General features: G+C 44.5%; 16 protein-coding genes and 1 tRNA gene. 4 read left to right on the top strand and 13 right to left on the bottom strand.

Features of this window, described 5'->3' with window-relative positions:
- Positions 1-52: 52 nt before the first annotated feature.
- From ACS8FD_RS04590 to ACS8FD_RS04555, 8 genes are all read right to left on the bottom strand, one after another.
- A complete protein-coding gene (locus tag ACS8FD_RS04590; RefSeq protein WP_439274678.1) occupies positions 53-583 on the bottom strand; it encodes a DUF2726 domain-containing protein in 531 nt (176 codons plus the stop codon).
- Between the two features lie 186 nt (positions 584-769).
- Complete coding sequence (locus tag ACS8FD_RS04585) at positions 770-1,963, bottom strand: SPOR and LysM peptidoglycan-binding domain-containing protein (protein WP_439274677.1); 1,194 nt, start codon at positions 1,961-1,963, stop codon at positions 770-772.
- A gap of 317 nt (positions 1,964-2,280) precedes the next feature.
- A complete protein-coding gene (gene folC, locus ACS8FD_RS04580; RefSeq protein ID WP_439274676.1) occupies positions 2,281-3,681 on the bottom strand; it encodes a bifunctional tetrahydrofolate synthase/dihydrofolate synthase in 1,401 nt (466 codons plus the stop codon).
- Positions 3,682-3,876: 195 nt separating this feature from the next.
- Positions 3,877-4,821: an acetyl-CoA carboxylase, carboxyltransferase subunit beta gene (gene accD, locus ACS8FD_RS04575; protein ID WP_439274736.1), complete on the bottom strand. Its 945-nt coding sequence runs from the start codon at positions 4,819-4,821 to the stop codon at positions 3,877-3,879.
- A 198-nt stretch (positions 4,822-5,019) separates the two neighbouring features.
- On the bottom strand, positions 5,020-5,838 hold the full coding sequence (gene trpA, locus ACS8FD_RS04570; RefSeq protein ID WP_439274675.1) for a tryptophan synthase subunit alpha: 819 nt from the start codon (positions 5,836-5,838) through the stop codon (positions 5,020-5,022).
- Between the two features lie 70 nt (positions 5,839-5,908).
- Entirely contained in the window at positions 5,909-7,174 is a 1,266-nt protein-coding gene (gene trpB / locus ACS8FD_RS04565) for a tryptophan synthase subunit beta (RefSeq protein ID WP_439274674.1), read from the bottom strand.
- A 95-nt stretch (positions 7,175-7,269) separates the two neighbouring features.
- Entirely contained in the window at positions 7,270-7,608 is a 339-nt protein-coding gene (locus ACS8FD_RS04560) for a hypothetical protein (protein WP_439274673.1), read from the bottom strand.
- A complete protein-coding gene (locus ACS8FD_RS04555; RefSeq protein WP_439274672.1) occupies positions 7,599-8,246 on the bottom strand; it encodes a phosphoribosylanthranilate isomerase in 648 nt (215 codons plus the stop codon). The genes ACS8FD_RS04560 and ACS8FD_RS04555 overlap by 10 nt, the downstream gene beginning before the upstream one ends.
- 185 nt (positions 8,247-8,431) lie before the next feature.
- Between ACS8FD_RS04555 and ACS8FD_RS04550 the strand changes: the two genes are divergently transcribed.
- The gene (locus tag ACS8FD_RS04550; protein WP_439274671.1) at positions 8,432-10,078 is read left to right on the top strand and encodes a cryptochrome/photolyase family protein; all 1,647 of its coding nucleotides are present in this window, start codon (positions 8,432-8,434) and stop codon (positions 10,076-10,078) included.
- Positions 10,079-10,193: 115 nt separating this feature from the next.
- Here the strand turns inward: ACS8FD_RS04550 and ACS8FD_RS04545 are convergent, their stop codons facing one another.
- The gene (locus ACS8FD_RS04545) at positions 10,194-10,952 is read right to left on the bottom strand and encodes a DUF4230 domain-containing protein (RefSeq protein ID WP_439274670.1); all 759 of its coding nucleotides are present in this window, start codon (positions 10,950-10,952) and stop codon (positions 10,194-10,196) included.
- A gap of 460 nt (positions 10,953-11,412) precedes the next feature.
- Here ACS8FD_RS04545 and ACS8FD_RS04540 point away from each other — a divergent pair, with 460 nt between their 5' ends.
- Positions 11,413-13,134, top strand: coding sequence for a proline--tRNA ligase (locus tag ACS8FD_RS04540; protein ID WP_439274669.1), 1,722 nt, complete (start codon positions 11,413-11,415; stop codon positions 13,132-13,134).
- Between the two features lie 80 nt (positions 13,135-13,214).
- Here ACS8FD_RS04540 and queF read toward each other — a convergent pair whose 3' ends face one another.
- The 4 genes from queF to ACS8FD_RS04520 form a co-directional block, all read right to left on the bottom strand.
- Entirely contained in the window at positions 13,215-14,087 is an 873-nt protein-coding gene (gene queF, locus ACS8FD_RS04535) for an NADPH-dependent 7-cyano-7-deazaguanine reductase QueF (protein ID WP_439274668.1), read from the bottom strand.
- Between the two features lie 63 nt (positions 14,088-14,150).
- A complete protein-coding gene (locus ACS8FD_RS04530) occupies positions 14,151-14,924 on the bottom strand; it encodes an ABC transporter permease (protein WP_439274735.1) in 774 nt (257 codons plus the stop codon).
- 32 nt (positions 14,925-14,956) lie between these two features.
- Entirely contained in the window at positions 14,957-15,919 is a 963-nt protein-coding gene (locus ACS8FD_RS04525; RefSeq protein WP_439274667.1) for an ABC transporter ATP-binding protein, read from the bottom strand.
- 336 nt (positions 15,920-16,255) lie between these two features.
- Complete coding sequence (locus ACS8FD_RS04520) at positions 16,256-16,915, bottom strand: c-type cytochrome (RefSeq protein WP_439274734.1); 660 nt, start codon at positions 16,913-16,915, stop codon at positions 16,256-16,258.
- Positions 16,916-17,247: 332 nt separating this feature from the next.
- Here ACS8FD_RS04520 and ACS8FD_RS04515 point away from each other — a divergent pair.
- Positions 17,248-17,324 (top strand) — tRNA-Arg (locus ACS8FD_RS04515).
- A 544-nt stretch (positions 17,325-17,868) separates the two neighbouring features.
- Positions 17,869-19,041, top strand: coding sequence for a Fic family protein (locus ACS8FD_RS04510; protein WP_439274666.1), 1,173 nt, complete (start codon positions 17,869-17,871; stop codon positions 19,039-19,041).
- Positions 19,042-19,725 lie beyond the last annotated feature (684 nt).

The following is a 19,725-nucleotide window of genomic DNA, read 5'->3' as shown; positions in this document are numbered from 1 at the left end:
CACTCTGATAGTCAGTACTGATACTCAATGATTCAGACTCGGTGAGTGCTAATCAGTAGTTCTCAACGACCTGCATGATTTCGTACCTAAGCATATCAGCGCTCGGCATACGCTCAGCATGGAAGCGGACGATAGCGATACCTGCGCTGGCAAGCGCTTTGTCTTTTTTATCATCGGCTTTTTGCCGCGATTTACTGCTATGGGTCCAGTCATCCAGTTCGATAGCGACTAAAGTAGTTTGCGCGTCGATATCGGTAATCACATAATCAACACTTTGACGGCAGATACGGTTGAACCAAAAGCTGCGCTCGCTCGCCTCTTCAGAATTAGCTTCGATAATACGGGACAGCTGGACTTGGACGAAGATATGATATTCAGGGAGGGCGTTTTTGAGCTTATTAAAGAAGATGACTTCGGTATCGGTCATGATAGGCATAGTGGTGAAAGGCCAAATCGCCAAATCATCACCGCGCACCGGCGCAGGATCCGGCTCTGCTCTTTTTGAGTTTGACTGATGTTTTATAACGACTATCAGGCCTAAAAACCCGATAGCAGCGAGCAAAAATACAATGCCAAGTGACATAGATATACCTTATAAATTTGAGGCGACCGCCCAGCCTTTGTAGGCTGATAAGTCATACAGTAGTAAATAGAAAAACAGCCGCTATCGTATACAAGCTTATTTTAATCAGCAACCTGTAAAATAAAAAACACGACAATATATGTCGTGTTTTGAGCTAAAAATAGATGCTAGCCAAAAAGTAAGTGCCTACCAGTATTTGACCCAAGCACCACTCGTATCTACTTTGGGGTCATTGTTGATCTTATCTTTTAGCGCCAGTGCTGCAACTTTGCCGCGCTCAGGACCAACGACGACGCGGACGCCGCGACTGGTCTTACTCGTTGTCACTTGATATCCGGCATCTTTAAATTTCTTAGCGACTCTTTCGGCAGCTTCTTCATCGCTAGCCAGCGACACTTGCACCCCAAAGCTGCCTTTTGCATCGGTCTCTTTGACTTCCTTACGCGCCTCTACCAAGCGCTGCTGGGCATCACGTTTTGCCTGTGCCTGCGCTTTTTCTTGCTCACGCTTGCGCTCCGCTTCTGCCGCTTCACGTTCTAGACGCTGGATCTGTTTGCGAGAAGGAATCGTAATCGTCTGACCTAATTGTAGGGCAGCGGATGGTGAAGTATTATTGGCCTGTGCCAAAGCTTCGACAGGCACATTGTACTGACGCGCTAGTTTGATTAAGCCGTCACCGGACTTGACCTTATATTCGCTCGGTGAGCTCGGTGGTTCAGACTTGGCTGCTTGTGCTTTTTGCTCAGCCGCCTTCTGTTCAGCGGCTTTTTGTGCTGCCGCTCTTTGCTCAGCGGCTTTGCGTTCGGCTTGTTCTTTAGCCGCCGCTTTTTCTCGCGCCTCAGCTTCTGCTTTTTGCTTAGCGGCGCGCTGCTGCTCTTGCTCAGCGACTCTTTTTGCCTCGGCTGCTCGCCGCTTGTCTTCTTCAGCGCGACTGTCCGTACTAGCGGATGTCGCTGTAGTCGTAGCTGGTTGCGACTGTACCGTAGGAGTGTCTGGGGTAATTGGCGTCTCTTGTGTCGACTCTTCTTCGGCAGCTGCAGGCGTAGCATTATCAATATAACGTTGGTTTTCCGCTCGCGCTTTGGCTAGAGCTTGTGCCTCTGCAGATTCTTGCTCAGCCAAAAACTGTTCCGCACGCTTTTCCTGTTCCGCCACTCGAATGGCCCGCTCTTTTTGCTTTTGAGCCAATAGCTTTTTTTCAGTTTCAATATCTGTCGTCAACGGGGTTATAGGCTGTTGCTCATCAGTACTTTTCTCAACAATCGCTGGTGTCGCAACTGTATTATCATTTGTTCCAATCTGTTGCACCATGGCATACAGCATTACGCTACCGCCAATAATCATGCCTATGCCCAATAAGGCTTGTCTAGAAAAATTCATCCGTTTCATTTCCTCAGTTGGTAACAATAATCACTTAACACCTTTAGACCCTTAGGCGCACAGCTTATAGTGCAAACTTACCTGATAAATCAATACCGTTTTTACTATAAATGATTTAGCCTCCACTTATAAAGCCTATGACTATCATGGCAAAGCGCTTTGATTATAAAACAATTTTTTCATATTGTCTGCTATCGTGCTACTTCAATAGGCTACCAAAAGCTTAGCTATAATTATCACTAAATACAATCAGGAAATTAAAAGTATTTATCGGCGGATTTTGACAACTTTACTTTATGAAAAGTTCTACTCTAGCGTTATATTAACTCTATGGCTAAAGCTGAAAGCGTCTCCCCAATGGTATGGAAAGAGCCGCAAACTAATAGAAGATCTTGTGGCTGACTGTCCAAAATAATAGCTTTTGCCGCTTGTGGTAGACTCTCGAAAGTATGGATGTTATCTTGAGGAATATGAGCGCTCATCGCTGCTACTAATTGCTCAACGCTTGCCGCTCTTGGATAATCTATCTCAGCGATAAACCACTCAGATATTGGCAAATCGGCCTGAGTGAGACGTTTGATAACCAGCTCGATATCCTTATCCGCTAGCATAGAAAACACTATCTTAATCGTCGCCGTTTTATTATTGGCTTGTTGCCTATGCTGTTGCCAAAGCGCTAATAACTGCGCAAGCATGAAATCAACGCCATGCTCATTATGGGCGACATCGAATAGCCAGTGCCGATCAGCTATCTGCCGATAGTCAAAGCGTCCTGCTAGCTTGACGCTGCTTAAGGCTTGCTTGATAGCGTCAATGCCGATATCGAGCGGACTGGCTAGCACGGCTGATACTGCATTGGCAGTATTGGTCAGTGATAGCTTTGGACGCGGTAATTGTAGCGTCACTGCTGCATTACTATATTGCCAAGTGGGCTTAACGTTGGTATTTTTTTTATCCTCGCTGTTATTGTTGACTTCACAGTTAGCCTCTACTTCACGGTAATAAAAGTCCTGCCCGACTTGATAACAAGTCACGTTATGCTGCTCAATAAGTTTTACAATGCTGTCGGGCATTTCAGTAGCACCATAAATCAAGGGAATACCCTCGCGTAAAATACCGGCTTTTTCACGGCCAATCGTCTCAATATTATCGCCTAACCAATCTACGTGATCGATACCGATATTGGTAATCACCGCCAGATCAGGATCGATGATATTGACCACATCTAAGCGCCCGCCTAAGCCAACTTCTAACACCCAAACCTCGCAGTCAGCTTCAGAGAAGATCAAAAGTGCAGCTAAAGTCGTCATCTCAAAAAAGGATAAAGTTAATCCGCATTGCAGCCTTGCGACCTCAACCTGATGAAAAGCGGCGATTAAGGTCTCATCGCTAACCATCTCGCCATTAATACGTACGCGCTCGTTAAATTCAATTAAGTGCGGCGACTGATAGAGCGCGGTCTTATAACCCGCAGCTTGACATAGCTCGCTAATCATCGCAGTCGTTGAACCTTTGCCATTGGTGCCTGCCACCGTAAAAATGTAGGTATCTTCTTTGGCCGACTGGACGACTCCTAAACGCTCAGCGACAGGCAGCACTCTGGAGAGTCCCATATCTATCGCCGAGACATGAATCTGCTGCATATAATCTAGCCATTCAGTCAGGCTAGAGTCGTTAGTAGGCGTACTCGCCTGAATAGTCATAGAAGAGGAATCCATAAACAACCTATCTCAAAAATGGGCAAAAAGAGAAGTATAATAGTAATTATATTTGCCTCAAAGTGTATAGCAAAACTAGGCAAAACCATAGTTCAAAACGACAACCCAAAACCAAAAAATAGCATTTACCGCTATTCACGGTAAATGCTATTAAAGAAGCTTTTAGTTTAGCTCAAAGCAATACTAAATCTTTGTTTAAGCGTCAACATTAGGCTGATGACAGAGCTTGGCAAGTAAGCGATAAATGGTGTCTATCATTTGATGACGATGCACCACTTCATCAACAACGCCGTGCTCCAGCAAAAACTCAGCACGTTGAAATGGTTCTTCTAAGGTCTCGCGGACGGTTTGTTCAATGACCCGCTTACCGGCGAAACCTATCATCGCTTTTGGTTCAGCTAGATGGATATCACCGAGCATCGCAAGCGATGCCGTAACGCCGCCATAAACGGGATTGGTCAACACCACGATATAAGGAATACCGGCTAGACGCAGGCGCTCAACAGCAGCTGCGGTACGCGCCATTTGCATCAAGGACAGTAGCCCTTCTTGCATACGCGCGCCGCCAGAGGCAGCAAAACAAACTAAGGGTTTACGCTCTGCTAAGGACTTCTCCGCCGCTTGTACAAAACGATCACCGACTACCGACCCCATCGAGCCGCCCATAAACTGAAAGTCAAAAGCGCACGCTACCACTTCAAGATTGCGTAATTTACCGTATAGCACAATAAGCGCTTCGCTCTCTCCAGTCTTGGTTTGGGCTTGAGTCATACGCTCTGGATAAGGCTTGCTATCGACAAAGCCTAAGGGATCTTTTGCCACAAACTCTTGCCCAATCTCGCCATCGACTTGCTCCAAAAACCATTGCAAGCGTTCGCGAGCCGTCATCGCGAGATGATGATCGCAGTGCGGACAGACATAGCAGTTAAAGATAAGCGCAGTGTTAGTGATCATCGACAGGCAATTTGGGCACTTGGTTGAAGGCTCAGTCTCAACTGCTGTTAGTTGTGGGGTGAGCTGCTGCTTTATGCCGGGTACAGGACGATTAAACCACGATTGGCCAGCTGTATCGGTACTGGGTTTGGCACTATCCTCTGATATCCCAGGTTTTTTTATAGTTTCAGTCATATTATTCGCCATTATCAAAAGGTTATCAGGCACGTTTACTCATAACCGTTTATAGTGTTATGGATTACTACTTATGCATCATTGCAGATATGGTCTTAGTTTACACACGTAAACTAAAATTAGCAAAGCTATTAAACCCATTGCTATTAGCGGTTATTAACGATAGCTTGCTCGAGCCGATAGAATATCAAACCCTAAATAGCGGTAATACTACAAACTGTCTAAAGCATCTCTTAGCTCATCCATCTTAGCCATAATACGCTGCTGCGCTTCGGCTACCGCCTCACTATCATTAGCATCAATATCGGCAAAGTTCTGCACTAACGCACTTCCAACAATCACACCATCCGCGTGCTCACCAATGGTTTTGGCAGAAGCACCATCACGAATACCAAAACCAACACAGACCGGCAGCTCGGTTTCCGCTTTGATCGCTTGTACTTGCTGCGCCACATCAGCTGTATTAAGCGTTGCCGAACCGGTGACGCCTTTGAGCGACACGTAGTAAATATAACCGCCACAATGAGTCAAGACTTGCTCACGGCGCTCAGGCAAAGTGGTCGGTGATAATAAGAAGATCTCATTCATCGCATGCTCGGATAAATGCTGAGTAAAGCTGCCCGCCTCTGCTGGTGGCAAATCCACCATCAAGATACCATCGACGCCCGACTGCTCACATAAAGCGACAAAGTTATCATAACCAATGATTTCAACGGGATTGAGGTAGCCCATCAGAATAATAGGCGTCTGTGTATCTTGCTTACGAAATTCGCTTACCATATTTAGCGCATCACGGGTACTGGTACCAGCAGCTAAAGCGCGCTCGCCTGCTAGGGCAACGGTTGGGCCATCCGCCATAGGATCAGAAAACGGCAAGCCAACCTCAATCATATCCGCGCCGTGTTTGACTAAGTCATGCAGCAAACCGACAAAGTTACTAGGATTTGGATCGCCTGCCATCACGTAGGGAATTAGCGCTTTTTTGTTTTGTGATTTTAACGTTTTAAAGGTGCTTTCAATTCGGGTCATAATTTTCTCTAGTTATTATTTAATAAAACAAGAGGCTATTATTAGCCTCTGTTGATCATCTTATTGAATACTACAACTCAATGCCTTCTGCGCTCATCACCGAATGCAGATCTTTATCGCCGCGGCCTGACATATTGACGACGATGGTTTGCTCAGAGGTCATGGTTTTGGCTAGCTTGAGCGCATAAGCACAAGCGTGCGCAGTCTCAAGAGCTGGGATAATGCCTTCTTTACGGGTAACTTCATGGAAGCCTTCTAACGCTTCTTTATCGGTACAGCCGACGTATTCGACCCGGTTCATGTCTTTTAGGAAACTATGCTCAGGGCCAACGCCAGGATAATCAAGTCCAGCAGAGATCGAATGCGTCTCTTGGATTTGACCTTCATCATCCGCCATTAAGTAGGTACGGTTACCATGCAACACCCCAATACGACCCGCCGCTAGTGGCGCAGAATGACGACCTGTATCGATACCATCACCCGTCGCTTCAACACCATACATCTTCACGTCGGTATCATTTAAAAAGTCAAAGAACAGACCAATAGCGTTCGAGCCACCACCGACACAAGCCACCAGCGCATCTGGTAATTTACCCGTTTGCTGTTGATGCTGTACGCGCGTCTCTTTACCGATAATCGCTTGGAAATCACGCACTAATAAGGGATAAGGATGCGGGCCTGCCACCGTACCGATAATATAATAAGTGGTATCGACGTTAGTCACCCAATCGCGCATGGCTTCATTCATCGCGTCTTTTAAGGTACGCGAGCCTGAAGTCACTGGCACTACTGTTGTGCCTAGCAAACGCATGCGGTAGACGTTCATCTTTTGGCGCTCGACGTCGTCCGCGCCCATATAGACGATACATTCTAGGCCTAAACGCGCGGCAATAGTTGCCGTTGCTACGCCATGCTGACCCGCACCAGTCTCCGCGATAATGCGTTTTTTGCCGCACATTTTCGCGAGTAGCGCCTGCCCGATAGTGTTATTAACCTTGTGTGCGCCCGTATGATTGAGATCTTCACGCTTAAAATAAATTTGCGCGCCGCCGATTTCATCACTTAAGCGTTTGGCATGATAAAGCGGTGTTGGACGACCGACGTAATTGACCAAATCGTTATGATACTCTTCCCAAAAGGCCGGATCGGCTTTGACTTTGGTATATAGCGTCTCAAGCTCTTCTAGCGCTGCCATTAAAGTCTCAGAGACAAAACGGCCACCATGTACCCCAAAATGACCGCGGGGATCAGGGTATTGATTGAAGTCGGTTACGTCTTTTGGATTAGTAAAAGTATTGATAGTTTGTGTTGAATTAGCTTCGGTTATAGTACTCATCAAAATATCCTATAGATAATAAATGTGTTAAAAATGCTTGTATATTAAAGGCAACGTAGCAGAAACAGTGGGCTATATAGGGTTAGCAATAGTATTTATGGAATGAAATAATGAATGGAGAATAAACAGCCTAGCCAAATGACAGCTAGCAGTATCCAAATCAAATACTTGAATTGCCAATACCAAAACCCTGCAGCAAAACAGCCATAAGCGCAGCTAAAGAAAAAATAACCGTGAAAGACAGCGGCTGCACCCGTATAATGAGAAACAGGCGAGCCATATCTACCGCCTAATGCTATGTGCTGCTCAACCAGTCCAATATAAGCCAGAGAGCTGAAAACAATGATACCTAAAATACAGCAGAGCCAAGTAAATCGATAAAACCCTTTTGCTTGATCTCGGCCGTAGTCAATCTCTTCACCGATCATTGCCATCGATCTCGTTTCACCGCTTTCATAAAGCCGCGCATTTTGTCTTTATCTTTTTTACCTTTCGCCAATTCGATCCCACCACTAACATCAAGCGCATAAATAGGTAGGTCTAGAGTCGCGGCAACATTATCAGCATCTAGCCCGCCTGCCAAAATAATAGGCAGCGCACTATCTTTTGGGATCAAGTCCCAATCAAACTGATCGCCAGTACCACCATATTTCTGCGGATTATAAGCATCGAGTAAAATACTGCTCGCTCCTGCTTTCGCAAAACTGTCTATTTTAGCTTTCACACTTGCTAAGGTGTCTTGCTCGCTATTGATGCGTAGCGCTTTTATCCAGCGTTTATGGGTGCTATTAGCTAGCTGCTGACACTGCTCAGGGGTTTCATCACCATGAAATTGAATGATATCAAAGGCGACTTTGTCTGCTAAATTTAACAGCTCGTTCTGCTCCATGTTCACTACTAACGCCACGACACTAGTAAAGGCCGGCACTGCGGTTAGCAGATTTTGCGCCTGTGCAATGGTCACCGCACGCGGACTCGGCGGGAAAAACACTAAGCCTACAGCGTCTACATCTAACTGGGCGGCTATTTCGATATCAGCGAGCTGAGTAAATCCGCAAAACTTTACTTGCATCTTTTAACCTTAGCCAGTTAATTTAGGGGTTATCTTAATAATTTAGCGGTAGTTATTGATCGAAACGTCTATCATTAGGAATGGATATAATTTGTTAAATGAAGAGCAAACCAATTGCATCCAAAAACTTATCCTAGCATACTTTTATTCATAGTTTTGTTTATGATTACCATAAGGATTTTTCAATGTCTAAAAAGACCGCGGCAACTAGCAGCGCTAAAGATAACGATAATAAGGAGCAGCCAGATAATGCTTCAAAGTCGCCTCACTATTTGATGTGGTTTCGCCGTGATTTGCGTGTACATGACAACACCGCTTTGGCCGCTATTTGCGAGCAGGCTAATAATCATGAAGCACCTGTGACCGCAGTCTACTTTATCACTCCTGATCAGTGGCATGAGCATGATGACTCGCTCGTACAAGTCGATCATATTGCGCGCACTTTACCGATTCTAGCCCAGGACTTAGAAGAGCAATTAAACATTACTTTGAACATTTATCTCTGCAAAGATTTCGATGACTCTATCAAAACCATCTCTGAGCTTTGTCAGCAGTTAAACATCACGACTATCATGGCCAATCACGAGTACGAAGGCAATGAGATTGACCGTGATAAACAATTAGCTAAGCAATTAAAAAAAGACGATATAGAGTTTATCCGCCATCACGATCAATGTATATTGCCGCCGCTGAGTATTACGACTAATGACGGCGACAGCATGTATAAGGTCTTTACTCCGTTTTATAGAAAATGGCGCGATACACTTGAGGCAGGCTCGCTTAGTGTTCATGAGTCTGCAAAAGTGACGGCTAATAATAAAACTACAAACAGCATAAAATCCATGGCGCTAAAGTCTGCCAAAGACAATGCCAATACTAGCGCAAGTATAGAAAATCTTGCCCAGCAAATAGTCGCTGAGTATCAAAAAACGGTAGAGAAAGATGACAAGCAGCAGTACACCGATAAACAAGCGCAGCTTAAGCAAGCACGCGAGGATTACCCAGCGGGTGAAGGGGCAGCCATTGAGCGTCTAAGCGACTTTGTTGCCGATGATATAAACGAGTATGATGTCAGCCGTGATAAGCCCATATTGCAAGGCACCAGCCATATGTCTGCTTACTTAACGATTGGTACTATTAGTCCAAGGCTGTGTTACCTGCAAGCGACACAAGCACAAGAAAAACTGCATGGCAACGATAGCGACAACGATGACATCAATCGCTGGATAAGTGAGCTGGCTTGGCGAGACTTTTATCGTCATGTACTAGTGGACAGACCCAAACTTGTGCAGCACAAAGCCTACAAAGAGCAGACAGATCAGCAGATCAACTGGTCTTATGACGAGGACGACTTTGCCGCTTGGTGCGCTGGCAAAACCGGCGTGCCTTTAGTCGATGCTGCGATGCGCTGTTTGAACGCTACAGGCTTTATGCATAATCGCTTGCGCATGGTGACGGCGATGTTCTTGACCAAAGACTTGCTCATAGATTGGCGCTGGGGTGAGCGCTATTTTATGCAGCAGCTGATCGATGGTGATTTTGCCTCTAACAATGGCGGCTGGCAGTGGAGCGCTTCCACTGGTACAGATTCTGCGCCTTATTTCCGCATTATGAATCCCTTTAGTCAAGGCAAAAGCCATGACAGTCAGGGCGAGTTTATCAAAGCTTGGCTGCCAGAACTCAAAGACGTTCCTGCTAGCACCTTACATTCTGAGGACAAAATGCGTAAGGCGCTGAAAAAAGTCGGCAAGTTTGCGGAGGTCGATTACCCTGCGCCTATGGTTGAGCATAAAGAAGTGCGCAAACTGGCTATTGCTGAATTTAAAAAATAAAGAATAGCTAAGTGTTGATCTAAAAGCCGACGTAAAAAGAGCGCCAAGTTATCGTAACTTAGCGCTCTTTTGCATACTTAGTTGAATACTTAAAAACTTACCCTTTCAAACCAAATTAACTCGCGGTACTCACCGGCATCCGACAAGCGCCCGCGCCTTGCGTGGTAACAGTGACTACTGCTCCGGTCATCGCAAATAACTGCTGCAATTGTTGTTGGGCGTTTTGTAGCGCTAAAGTCATCACATCACCGCGGCAGGCGCGCTCAAGTACTTCTTTTTTGGCCATACTTTGCGCTTGCGCCAATATTGCCGGATCGACTTGCATCATCCCAAACGCTCCTGTCTGCCAGTCATATATCTCGATATCATCAAGGTATACAGCAAACACCTCTGAAGGTGGTATGGTGATATTAATCTTTGGCATGATGGAGATAGGCGTCTCGCTACTCGCGTTTTGCTCATTATTATCGTCGAGAGTCTGGGTAGGCTGTACTACTTGTACCATTTCTGGCGTTAAGGCACTCAAATCAATACCCGCTTGTACGCGCCCTTTAGCGATAAACAAAGCCTTTTGCTCATCTTGCCAAAGCTTCGCCCAACTGCCCTCGCGCTCACTGGTAATAATGGTATCGACACTAAATGCCACCGTTTGCAGGCGATTAAGCTGCTGAATCTGGGTGACGACGCCTTCTCTAGTAATCGTCTCAACGGGCTCTTGCTCGCTAGAGTCTTGCATGATATAAATCGCAAAGGCTAACGCCGCTAGACCCACAAAGAGTAGTAGCCACGACATCTTGGCAATTTTTGGCTTCGGCTTACGCTCTTTAACAAGCCTATTATTAGGGTTAGATGCGGGTTGCTCAGGAGTGCTCATAGCGGCTACCTTGTTATGGATTATTGGTTATTGATAGAACGCTTATTAACGCTAAACGTTAGCAGCTTCAAATCTTCAGTGCAGGATATTTATTTTAAAATCATTAGCTTAGAACAAAAAAACACTGCTACTTAAATGCTATCAAAGCGCCTAACTTCAAGGAGTCGCTACTCATTGTCAACACAAATATCGATTAAGTTATATTTTAATCATTCGCTTTGTTTTTGTAATAAGGACTTGCTATGGTGGAAATGACAAAAAGTCATTGCGTCTGAGCCTAACTTTACCTAACATAGACAGGTTACGCTGAGGCACTATAAAAGCTCTATTATAAAATCGTTAATTAAATCGTTTCAGCGACTTCTTACCAAGGCAAGCTAGCGCTGGCATAAAATTTTAGCCTTACGTTTAGCGTCTTTTTTATTTATTGTATGATTGAAGATAAGGTTACGCTTTATTTATGAAAGCCAGTCAGTTCTTGTTCGCCACGCTAAAAGAAACCCCAAGTGATGCCGATATCGCCTCAAGCCAGTTGATGGTGCGTGCCGGTCTTATTCGTAAAATCGCTTCTGGACTCTATATTTGGTTGCCTTTAGGACTACGCGTCTTACAAAAGGTAGAACGTATCGTCCGTGAGGAGATGCAAAATATCGGCGCGCAAGAAGTGCTTATGCCGATGACTCAGCCCGCTGAGCTATGGCAAACTACCGGGCGTTTCGAAGATTACGGCCCTGAGCTTTTGCGTTTCAAGGACCGCCATGATCGCGACTTTGTACTCGGGCCTACGCACGAAGAGGTCATCACCACATTGGCTCAAAGCGAGCTACGCAGCTATAAGCAGCTACCGATTACGTTTTTTCAGATTCAAGGCAAATTCCGCGATGAGATTCGTCCGCGCTTCGGCGTAATGCGTGCGCGCGAATTTACCATGAAAGACGCCTACTCTTTTCATGTCGATCAAGCCTCGCTTGCCAAGACTTATCGGGATATGTATGACGCTTATACGCGTATCTTCACCCGTCTAGGCCTAGATTTCCGTGCGGTACAAGCGGATACCGGCTCTATTGGCGGTTTTGCCTCGCACGAGTTCCATGTATTAGCCGACAGCGGCGAAGATGATATTGCCTTTTCAGATTCCTCTGACTATGCGGCAAACGTTGAGCTTGCCGAATCTTTATCCTTCAACATGGCCGAGCGCCAGCCGCCTAAGCAAGCGCGCGAAGATGTACTCACCGAAGGCATGACCTCTTGTAAAATGGTCGCTGAACACTTAGATATCCCGCTAGCTAATACTGTCAAGACCTTGATTGTTCATGGTCATAAAGAAGATGATACCCCGCAGCTCATTGCAGTGGTGCTGCGCGGTGATCATCAGCTCAATACCATCAAAGCTGAAAAAATTGAAGAGGCTAATGTGCCTTTAACCCTAGCCTCTGATGCAGAGCTAAAAGCGGCAGGCCTACATAAAGGCTATATCGGCGTTGATCTAGATATGCCGGTGTTTGTCGATCGCTCAGCGGCCACTTTGTCCGACTTTGTGGCGGGCGCGAATGTCGTTAATAAACACACTATCGGTATGAACTGGGTGCGTGACACGCGTATCACTCGCATCGTCGATGTCCGTAACGTCCAAGAGGGCGACCCCTCACCTGATGGTAAAGGTACTTTAAAAATCAAGCGCGGTATCGAAGTCGGTCATATCTTCCAGTTGGGCGATAAGTACTCGCAAGCGATGAATGCTACTGTCTCTGGCGAAGATGGCAAGCCTGTCACCTTGATGATGGGCTGCTACGGTATCGGCGTTAGCCGTATTATCGCTGCTGCTATCGAGCAAAATAATGACGAGAACGGTATCATGTGGCCACAAACGCCAAACGTTGATGACTCATTAGCGCCGTTTGAAGTCGCTATCGTGCCGATGAAGTCAAAAGAAGATACTGTGATGGAAACGGCGACTGCACTTTATGAAGAACTAAAAGCAAAAGGCGTCAATGTCCTACTCGATGATCGTAACGAACGCCCAGGCGTCAAGTTTGCCGATCTTGAGTTGGTTGGTATTCCGCATCGTATTGTGGTCTCCGATCGTAACTTGGCTGAAGGCAAATACGAGTACGTCGATCGCCGCGATAGCGAAAAACAAATGCTTAGCCGTGATGAAGTATTGGCAAAGGTAGTTGGTTAATACTCTTTAGTGTAAAAAAATAGCCTAGCTCATTGATTGAGCTAGGCTATTTTTTCTGCTGCAGGCTTAATCAGTATCCGCTACTGGCGAATCAAACGGCTCGGTTTGGGCAGTAGCGAGATATTACTGACGCGGCAAGGATTGATATCGATGCCGCCGCGGCGCGTGTACCAAGCTCTAACCATTAGCGCTGTAGGCTGATAAACCTCGCTCAAATCGGCAAATATCTGCTCGACACACTGCTCATGAAAGCCATTGTGTTGACGGAAGCTCAAAATATAGCGCAGCATACTCGCATCATCAACTTTGATATCGCTACTCATCTCTACCGCCAAAGTTCCCCAATCGGGCTGATTGGTCACCGGGCAATTACTACGCAGCAGATTGGAATAAAAAGCGTAAGGCTCACTACTCTCCTTACTAGGTACTGACTGTGTAATATTTATCGGTTGGCTCTGTAATAGCGAAGCATCAGGATACAGTGTCAGAGCCACCTTATCGGCGCTATCTGCTAGCGCATTATCAATACAAATGCCGTTAGGCTGAGTAATTAACAGCTCTGATTCTTTGTTATTCAAATCAAATAGCTCAACGTTCACTTCACCTTGTACACAAGCAGATAGATCTTTAGTTAATAACGCCTCTACCTCATCCCAGCTAGCAAACTCAGTAAAGTTAATACTATTAAGATAAAGCTTAAGCGATTTGGATTCCACGATAAAAGCGGAGGTCGCAGCAATACTAAAACGTGCCATAGCCACTTGCGAGACACCTTGCGTGTTGAGCCATGACATCTCAAAGGCATGCCACCAGTCGACTCCAACCTCCAACTTATTTGCTTGCCAGCCAATAGTGTCACGGCCTAAGCTGCGAGCAATAGGATATAAAGTCTCAGGACTGTATGTAGTTGGATAATCAGTGGTTTGCTCGCCCAAAATACCGTGGATGCTCATAAATATCCTTTTGTCTTTGCTATTAAACGTTACTTGTTCAAAATTAATCGTCTTAAAACCAACTTATAAGCGAATCCGCGAGCCATCGCTTAATAAACGATAAGAGATAATATAGAACACAACGCAAAAGACAAAAATAGCCGCCATCGAATACCAAACATTGACGTCAGAGTAACCCAAAATACCGTAGCGAAAGGAATTTACCATATAGACAATCGGGTTCAATAACGACACGTTTTGCCAAAAGCTCGATAAATCTTCCATCGAATAAAATACCCCGCCCAAAAAGGTCAGTGGTGTCAAAACAAAGCTTGGAATGATAGAGATATCATCAAATGAGCGTGCAAATACTGCGTTAATAAAACCGCCTAACGAGAATAAGATAGACGTTCCGAGTACCGTAAAGATAGTGACGAATAAATGCTCAATCCCTAAGTCGGTAAAGAACAGCGCAACGATAGAGACGATAATTGCAATCACTAAGCCGCGGAAGATACCGCCGCTGATATAGCCAGTTAAAATCGCATGCTTAGAGACTGGAGAGACGAGCAGCTCTTCGATACTGGCGGTAAACTTAGCACTAAAAAAGCTTGAGACCACATTCGAGTAGCTATTGGTAATCACCGCCATCATGATAAGGCCGGGCACGATAAACTGCATATAAGGTACGCCGCCCATCTCACCAACTCTATCGCCGATCATGCGGCCAAAGATAATAAAGTACAAGGTCATGGTAATGACAGGAGGTAACAATGTCTGTGGCCAAATACGCAGGATGCGGCGGATCTCTTTTAGTAGGATGGTATTAAAAGCCACCCATTTTTTACTCCAAGACATAGACTCATTCGGATCTACAATGACGGGCTTTCTCATAGTCCTGCCTCCTTCATGCTATCTGCACTCTGTATATTTTGCTCCACCAAACGCATAAACAACTCTTCTAGCCGGTTCGACTTGTTACGCATACTTGCCACTGCGATATCGCGCTCTGTTAATTGCTCAAACACGCAATTGAGAGTCTGCCCTTGGGTTAAGGTGACCTCCAAAGTCATCTCATCGGGCTGTACAATATCAGTGACTTGCTCAATAACCAAAGACTCTGTCAGCGGTTTCGTTAAGTCCAAAACAAAAGTCTCAACTGATAATTGTCCGAGCAAATCTTTCATCTCAGTATTGATGCGTATCTCACCGTGATCCAAGATAGCGATGCGCTTACACAGCTGCTCAGCTTCCTCTAAATAATGCGTGGTCAAAATAATCGTCGTATTTTCTTCGACGTTGATCTGCTGCATAAACTCCCACATAGAGCGGCGCAGCTCGATATCAACACCCGCTGTCGGCTCATCGAGGATGAGTAGCTTTGGCTTATGAATCAAAGCGCGAGCAATCATCAAACGCCGCTTCATCCCGCCCGACAGCTCACGCGCTTTACTCCCGCGTTTATCCCATAGCCCTAAAGCAGTTAGCAGGCGCTTGGCACGTGGTTTAGCTTCACTAGCAGGTATGCCAAAGTAGCCCGCTTGCGTGATCAAGATATCTTCAGCCTTCTCAAACATATTGAAATTAAACTCTTGCGGCACGATGCCAAGGTACTGCTTAGCGACTGAAGGATTGGCTAATAAGTCGGTACCAAAGATCTCCACACTGCCAGTCGTTGGTTTAAACAGTGAGCTGATGATGCCAATCATCGTTGACTTGCCAGCACCATTAGGCCCGAGCAGCGCAAAAAACCCGCCTTGCGGCACAGTTAGATTGGCTCCTTTTAAAGCCGAAAACCCATTATCATAAGTCTTGGATAAGTTTTTGATTTCAAGTGCTGGTACCTCAGACATGAAGACCTCTTTATTGATTATATAAATAGTTTATAACGTTTCTATAAGATAGTTTTATCATTATTACCGCAAGCTGTCTAAGTGAGGTTGATTGAGAGATATTTCAACTGACCTATCGTCTAAAAGCCTTAAACACGATATTAATAATTCTAATCATCACTTTAATTATTGTGAAGCTAGCAGTACTGTCTTTCGTACTATGTCGCAATAGCACGCCATTGACAGTATGCCATCAAAAAACGCCTATCTCAGTTAATGAAATAGGCGCTCGTTGATAGGCTTATGTTATTAATAACTAGCTCAAAATTGGTCGGATCATTGGTAAAATTAAGTCCGTTAGCTCGCTTCGGCAATCATATAATCGACCGCGTTTTCTACTTCTTCATCAGGAATATCAGCGCCACCTTTGGCAGGCATAGCGTTATAACCTTGAATGGCATGAGTGTATAACGTATCAGCGCCTTGAGCTATACGCGGACCCCAAGCACCAGCGTCACCTAATATAGGTGAACCCAATAGACCTGAAGCGTGACAAGTTTGGCATACGGCATTGTAGACCGTTGCGCCATCACGCGGCCCATCGCCAGCTGCAGGACCTGCTGCACGAGTAGTGACGTTACAAGTCTCGCCCTCAAAACAGACGTTGCCGACAGGCTGAATACGAGCAATGAGATTAGGATATAAAGCGATAAGCTTTTGCACTTGTGGTGTGTCTTCAGGGATAGGCTCTTCTTCAACCGCAGGCGCTGCTGCCACTTGCGCCGTTTCGTCAGCCGCCACGTCGTCCTCAGCCATTTCCGCATCACCTTCAGCCACTGCTACTTCTTCGGTGGTATCAGCCGCCGCTTGGGTTTCGTCACCCAACACTTGCGGTGCGTTTTCTACCACCTCCTGCGCTTCCTCTACATCAGAGATGGCTACAGGAGTGTCTACTATTTCTTCAGCTTGGCTCACAGCGATACTAGCGATTCCTAGAATGGCAGCTGCCGATAACATCACTACTTTTCTCATTCGTCACGTTCTCTTATTACGTAGACAAGCGGCGGCGTTTGAATAGCTGACGCCTTATCCTTATAACGGCATAACTTTGATAACTCTCTAGTTGGCCATTATGCAGCAGGCATTATTATTCTATATGCAGGCGCACTTGTCATCGGTGATTATTTATCAGTATGAATTCTCCCTAACATTATAAGGGAAAAGGCGGGTAAATTGCCATGCTTGTTTACTGACTAAGCTGTTTTTTCGCAAAAAAGCATAAAGCCCCACATCAGTCGTTGGCTTTGCTGCTTTTATTTGTTAGACTAAGCGGTCTTTATTTTAGACAAGCGCTCGTAGCTCAGTTGGATAGAGTATCGGTTTCCGAAGCCGAGGGTCGTGGGTTCGATTCCCGCCGAGCGCACCATGATTTTAAACTTAAGTGCTATTCAAGTTTCGCCTCAAGCATTAGATTGTTTGAGGTTTTTTTGTGTCTTTGTTTTCTTTGAAAGTCTTTTCTATATAGGCTGTATGTTTTTCTTATAATGGACTTTATGAGCTGGACTATTCTTCTATTACTCATAAATGACACATTTCACCCCATGCATTCTACCTTGCAAAAATCGGTGACCAACTGCTCGATAACCAAAAGGTTACCAGTATTGTTGAAAGTTGGAGCTGAAGTATATCCCTTTCATTGAAAGCGTAAAACCAAGCGATCAGCCATAATTAGAAAGTAAGAGCGATCAAAAGTACGAATTAGTGCGAAAAAATGAAAAGAAAACGCATACTATTTGCGCCTGTTTTACACCCATTTAAGTATTTTTCATCTTGATTAGTCAAAAACCCTGACATTTTCTTTGACATTTTTAGTGTATATTTTTCTGAACCCTTTGTCCTATAATAGTTTCAACCAAAATTACTTTTGACATTTTCTTTGACATTTTCTTTGAAAAATTGGGGTTACTTTTATGGCAGAACAGTCTAAAGAGTGGATTGACGATCACACACTTAGAGTAATGACCCATCGTTCTGGCGCATTCACCTTTACGCTTGGCTGCTTGGCTGATGAAGCGCTTTTGAGACGTATCGATGATGCTCAATTACGCTTTAACAAGACGCCAACAGTGCCAGAAATTATAGATAAAATTCAAGATAAAGTTTTGGTCAGTAGTGTTTACAGCACCAATACCATTGAGGGTGGAGAGTTCAGCGAAGAAGAAACAGATAGTATCTTACATACCGACCCAAAAGAGTTTCAGAAGACAGCCGAAAAACGCTTATTTAATCTAAAAGACGCTTTGCTATGGGTAAACAAACACCGTAATCTACAGTTTGAGCCTACACAAGGCAAACCCTTCTTATTAGCAGATATTACACACCTGCATGCTTTGGTCTCGCAAGGTTTAGATGAAGGCCATAACCCCGTCGGGCAGTTTAGAGATAATGAAAAATGGCAAAAGACCTATGTAGGCAATGCGGAGCATGGAGGACGTTATCAGCCGCCTAAATGCCTTAAAGACATTGAGCATCTATTACAGGCTTGGATTGAGTGGCTAAATAGCCCTGCTATTATTGGTCAGCACGTGATTGTTCGGGCAAGTTTAGCCCACTATTACTTTGAGCTTATTCACCCCTTTTGGGACGACAACGGCAGGACGGGGCGCTTAATTGAGATGCTAATATATGAGCAATCAGGATATAGACTGTCATCATCAGCTATATGGCAGTACTATCAAAAAAACATTCATGAGTACCTTGCTTTGTTCAACCATTGCCGCAAACAAGCCAAAGATAAAAAGGACATGCCCAATCAAGCTTTTATTGATTTTGTGATGGAGGGTATGCTGCAAACGATTAATGACTTGCATGACCAATGCAATCAATTAATTGGTTTTTTACTGTATCAAGGCAGTTTGAATAATGCGAAGTTTAACAAAGTGATTTCTGAAAGACAGTTTAATACTATTATGGTCATGATGGGGCTTAGTGATAATTACACCTCTGCTGCATTATTGCGTAATCCGCAAATCAAGGCTTTATACAGTAATCGCACGGAGCGAACCTTTTATCGGGATATAGGGACTTTAATAGAAGAAGGTTTTTTATCTGAACAAGATGGAAAACTGGTTTTAGCAATTTAAGAAGGCTCTATTCAAAGTGAAATAGTCAAAGGGCGAGTAATCACTCAAAAATAAATTCTGGCTATTAGCGATAACGAAATGTTGTTAAATCTGTTGTTAAATTAATTTACAACAATATCCTAATCTTTTATTAATAATGTACAGAAGATTATGATTGACTCCCGCATAGTGTGCATCAAACTCTATGATAACTTCGCTTATTATTTAAGCACAATGTTATTACAAGTTGCATGAAGTCAGCTCGCGTCTAGTCACGATTTACAGGCATAAAAAAAGCCCTCTTAAAGGCTTCTACTCTTATTCTTAACCGCTCAAAATTGCCATATCAATTTACTCTTGCTTTAATTCGCTATGGTCTTACTATGATTTTTGTATGACGCTTACCTTGTTACGTCGTTATCTTTAGTAAACTATATTGATAATAAGAATGGCGGCTAATGAGGCGATTAAACTAAAAGTTGCCAACGAATACGAAAAGAACCGAACATTACTCATAAAGTACTCTTTTTATATAGAGCAAAGTTGCCCTATCACCTCAATATACTTTATTTAATCTTTATTGTATAGAAAAATTAAACTTTAGCCGCTAACTAATAAGTAAAATGACTAAATTACAGAGGGATTTCTTCGTAACCGTCAGTTATTGCTAATTCTGTAGAACTTTTTAGTGTAAGGATTCCGCTA

The organism is Psychrobacter sp. 1U2 (genome assembly GCF_051847575.1).
This window is presented reverse-complemented; position numbering and strand designations above follow the sequence as displayed.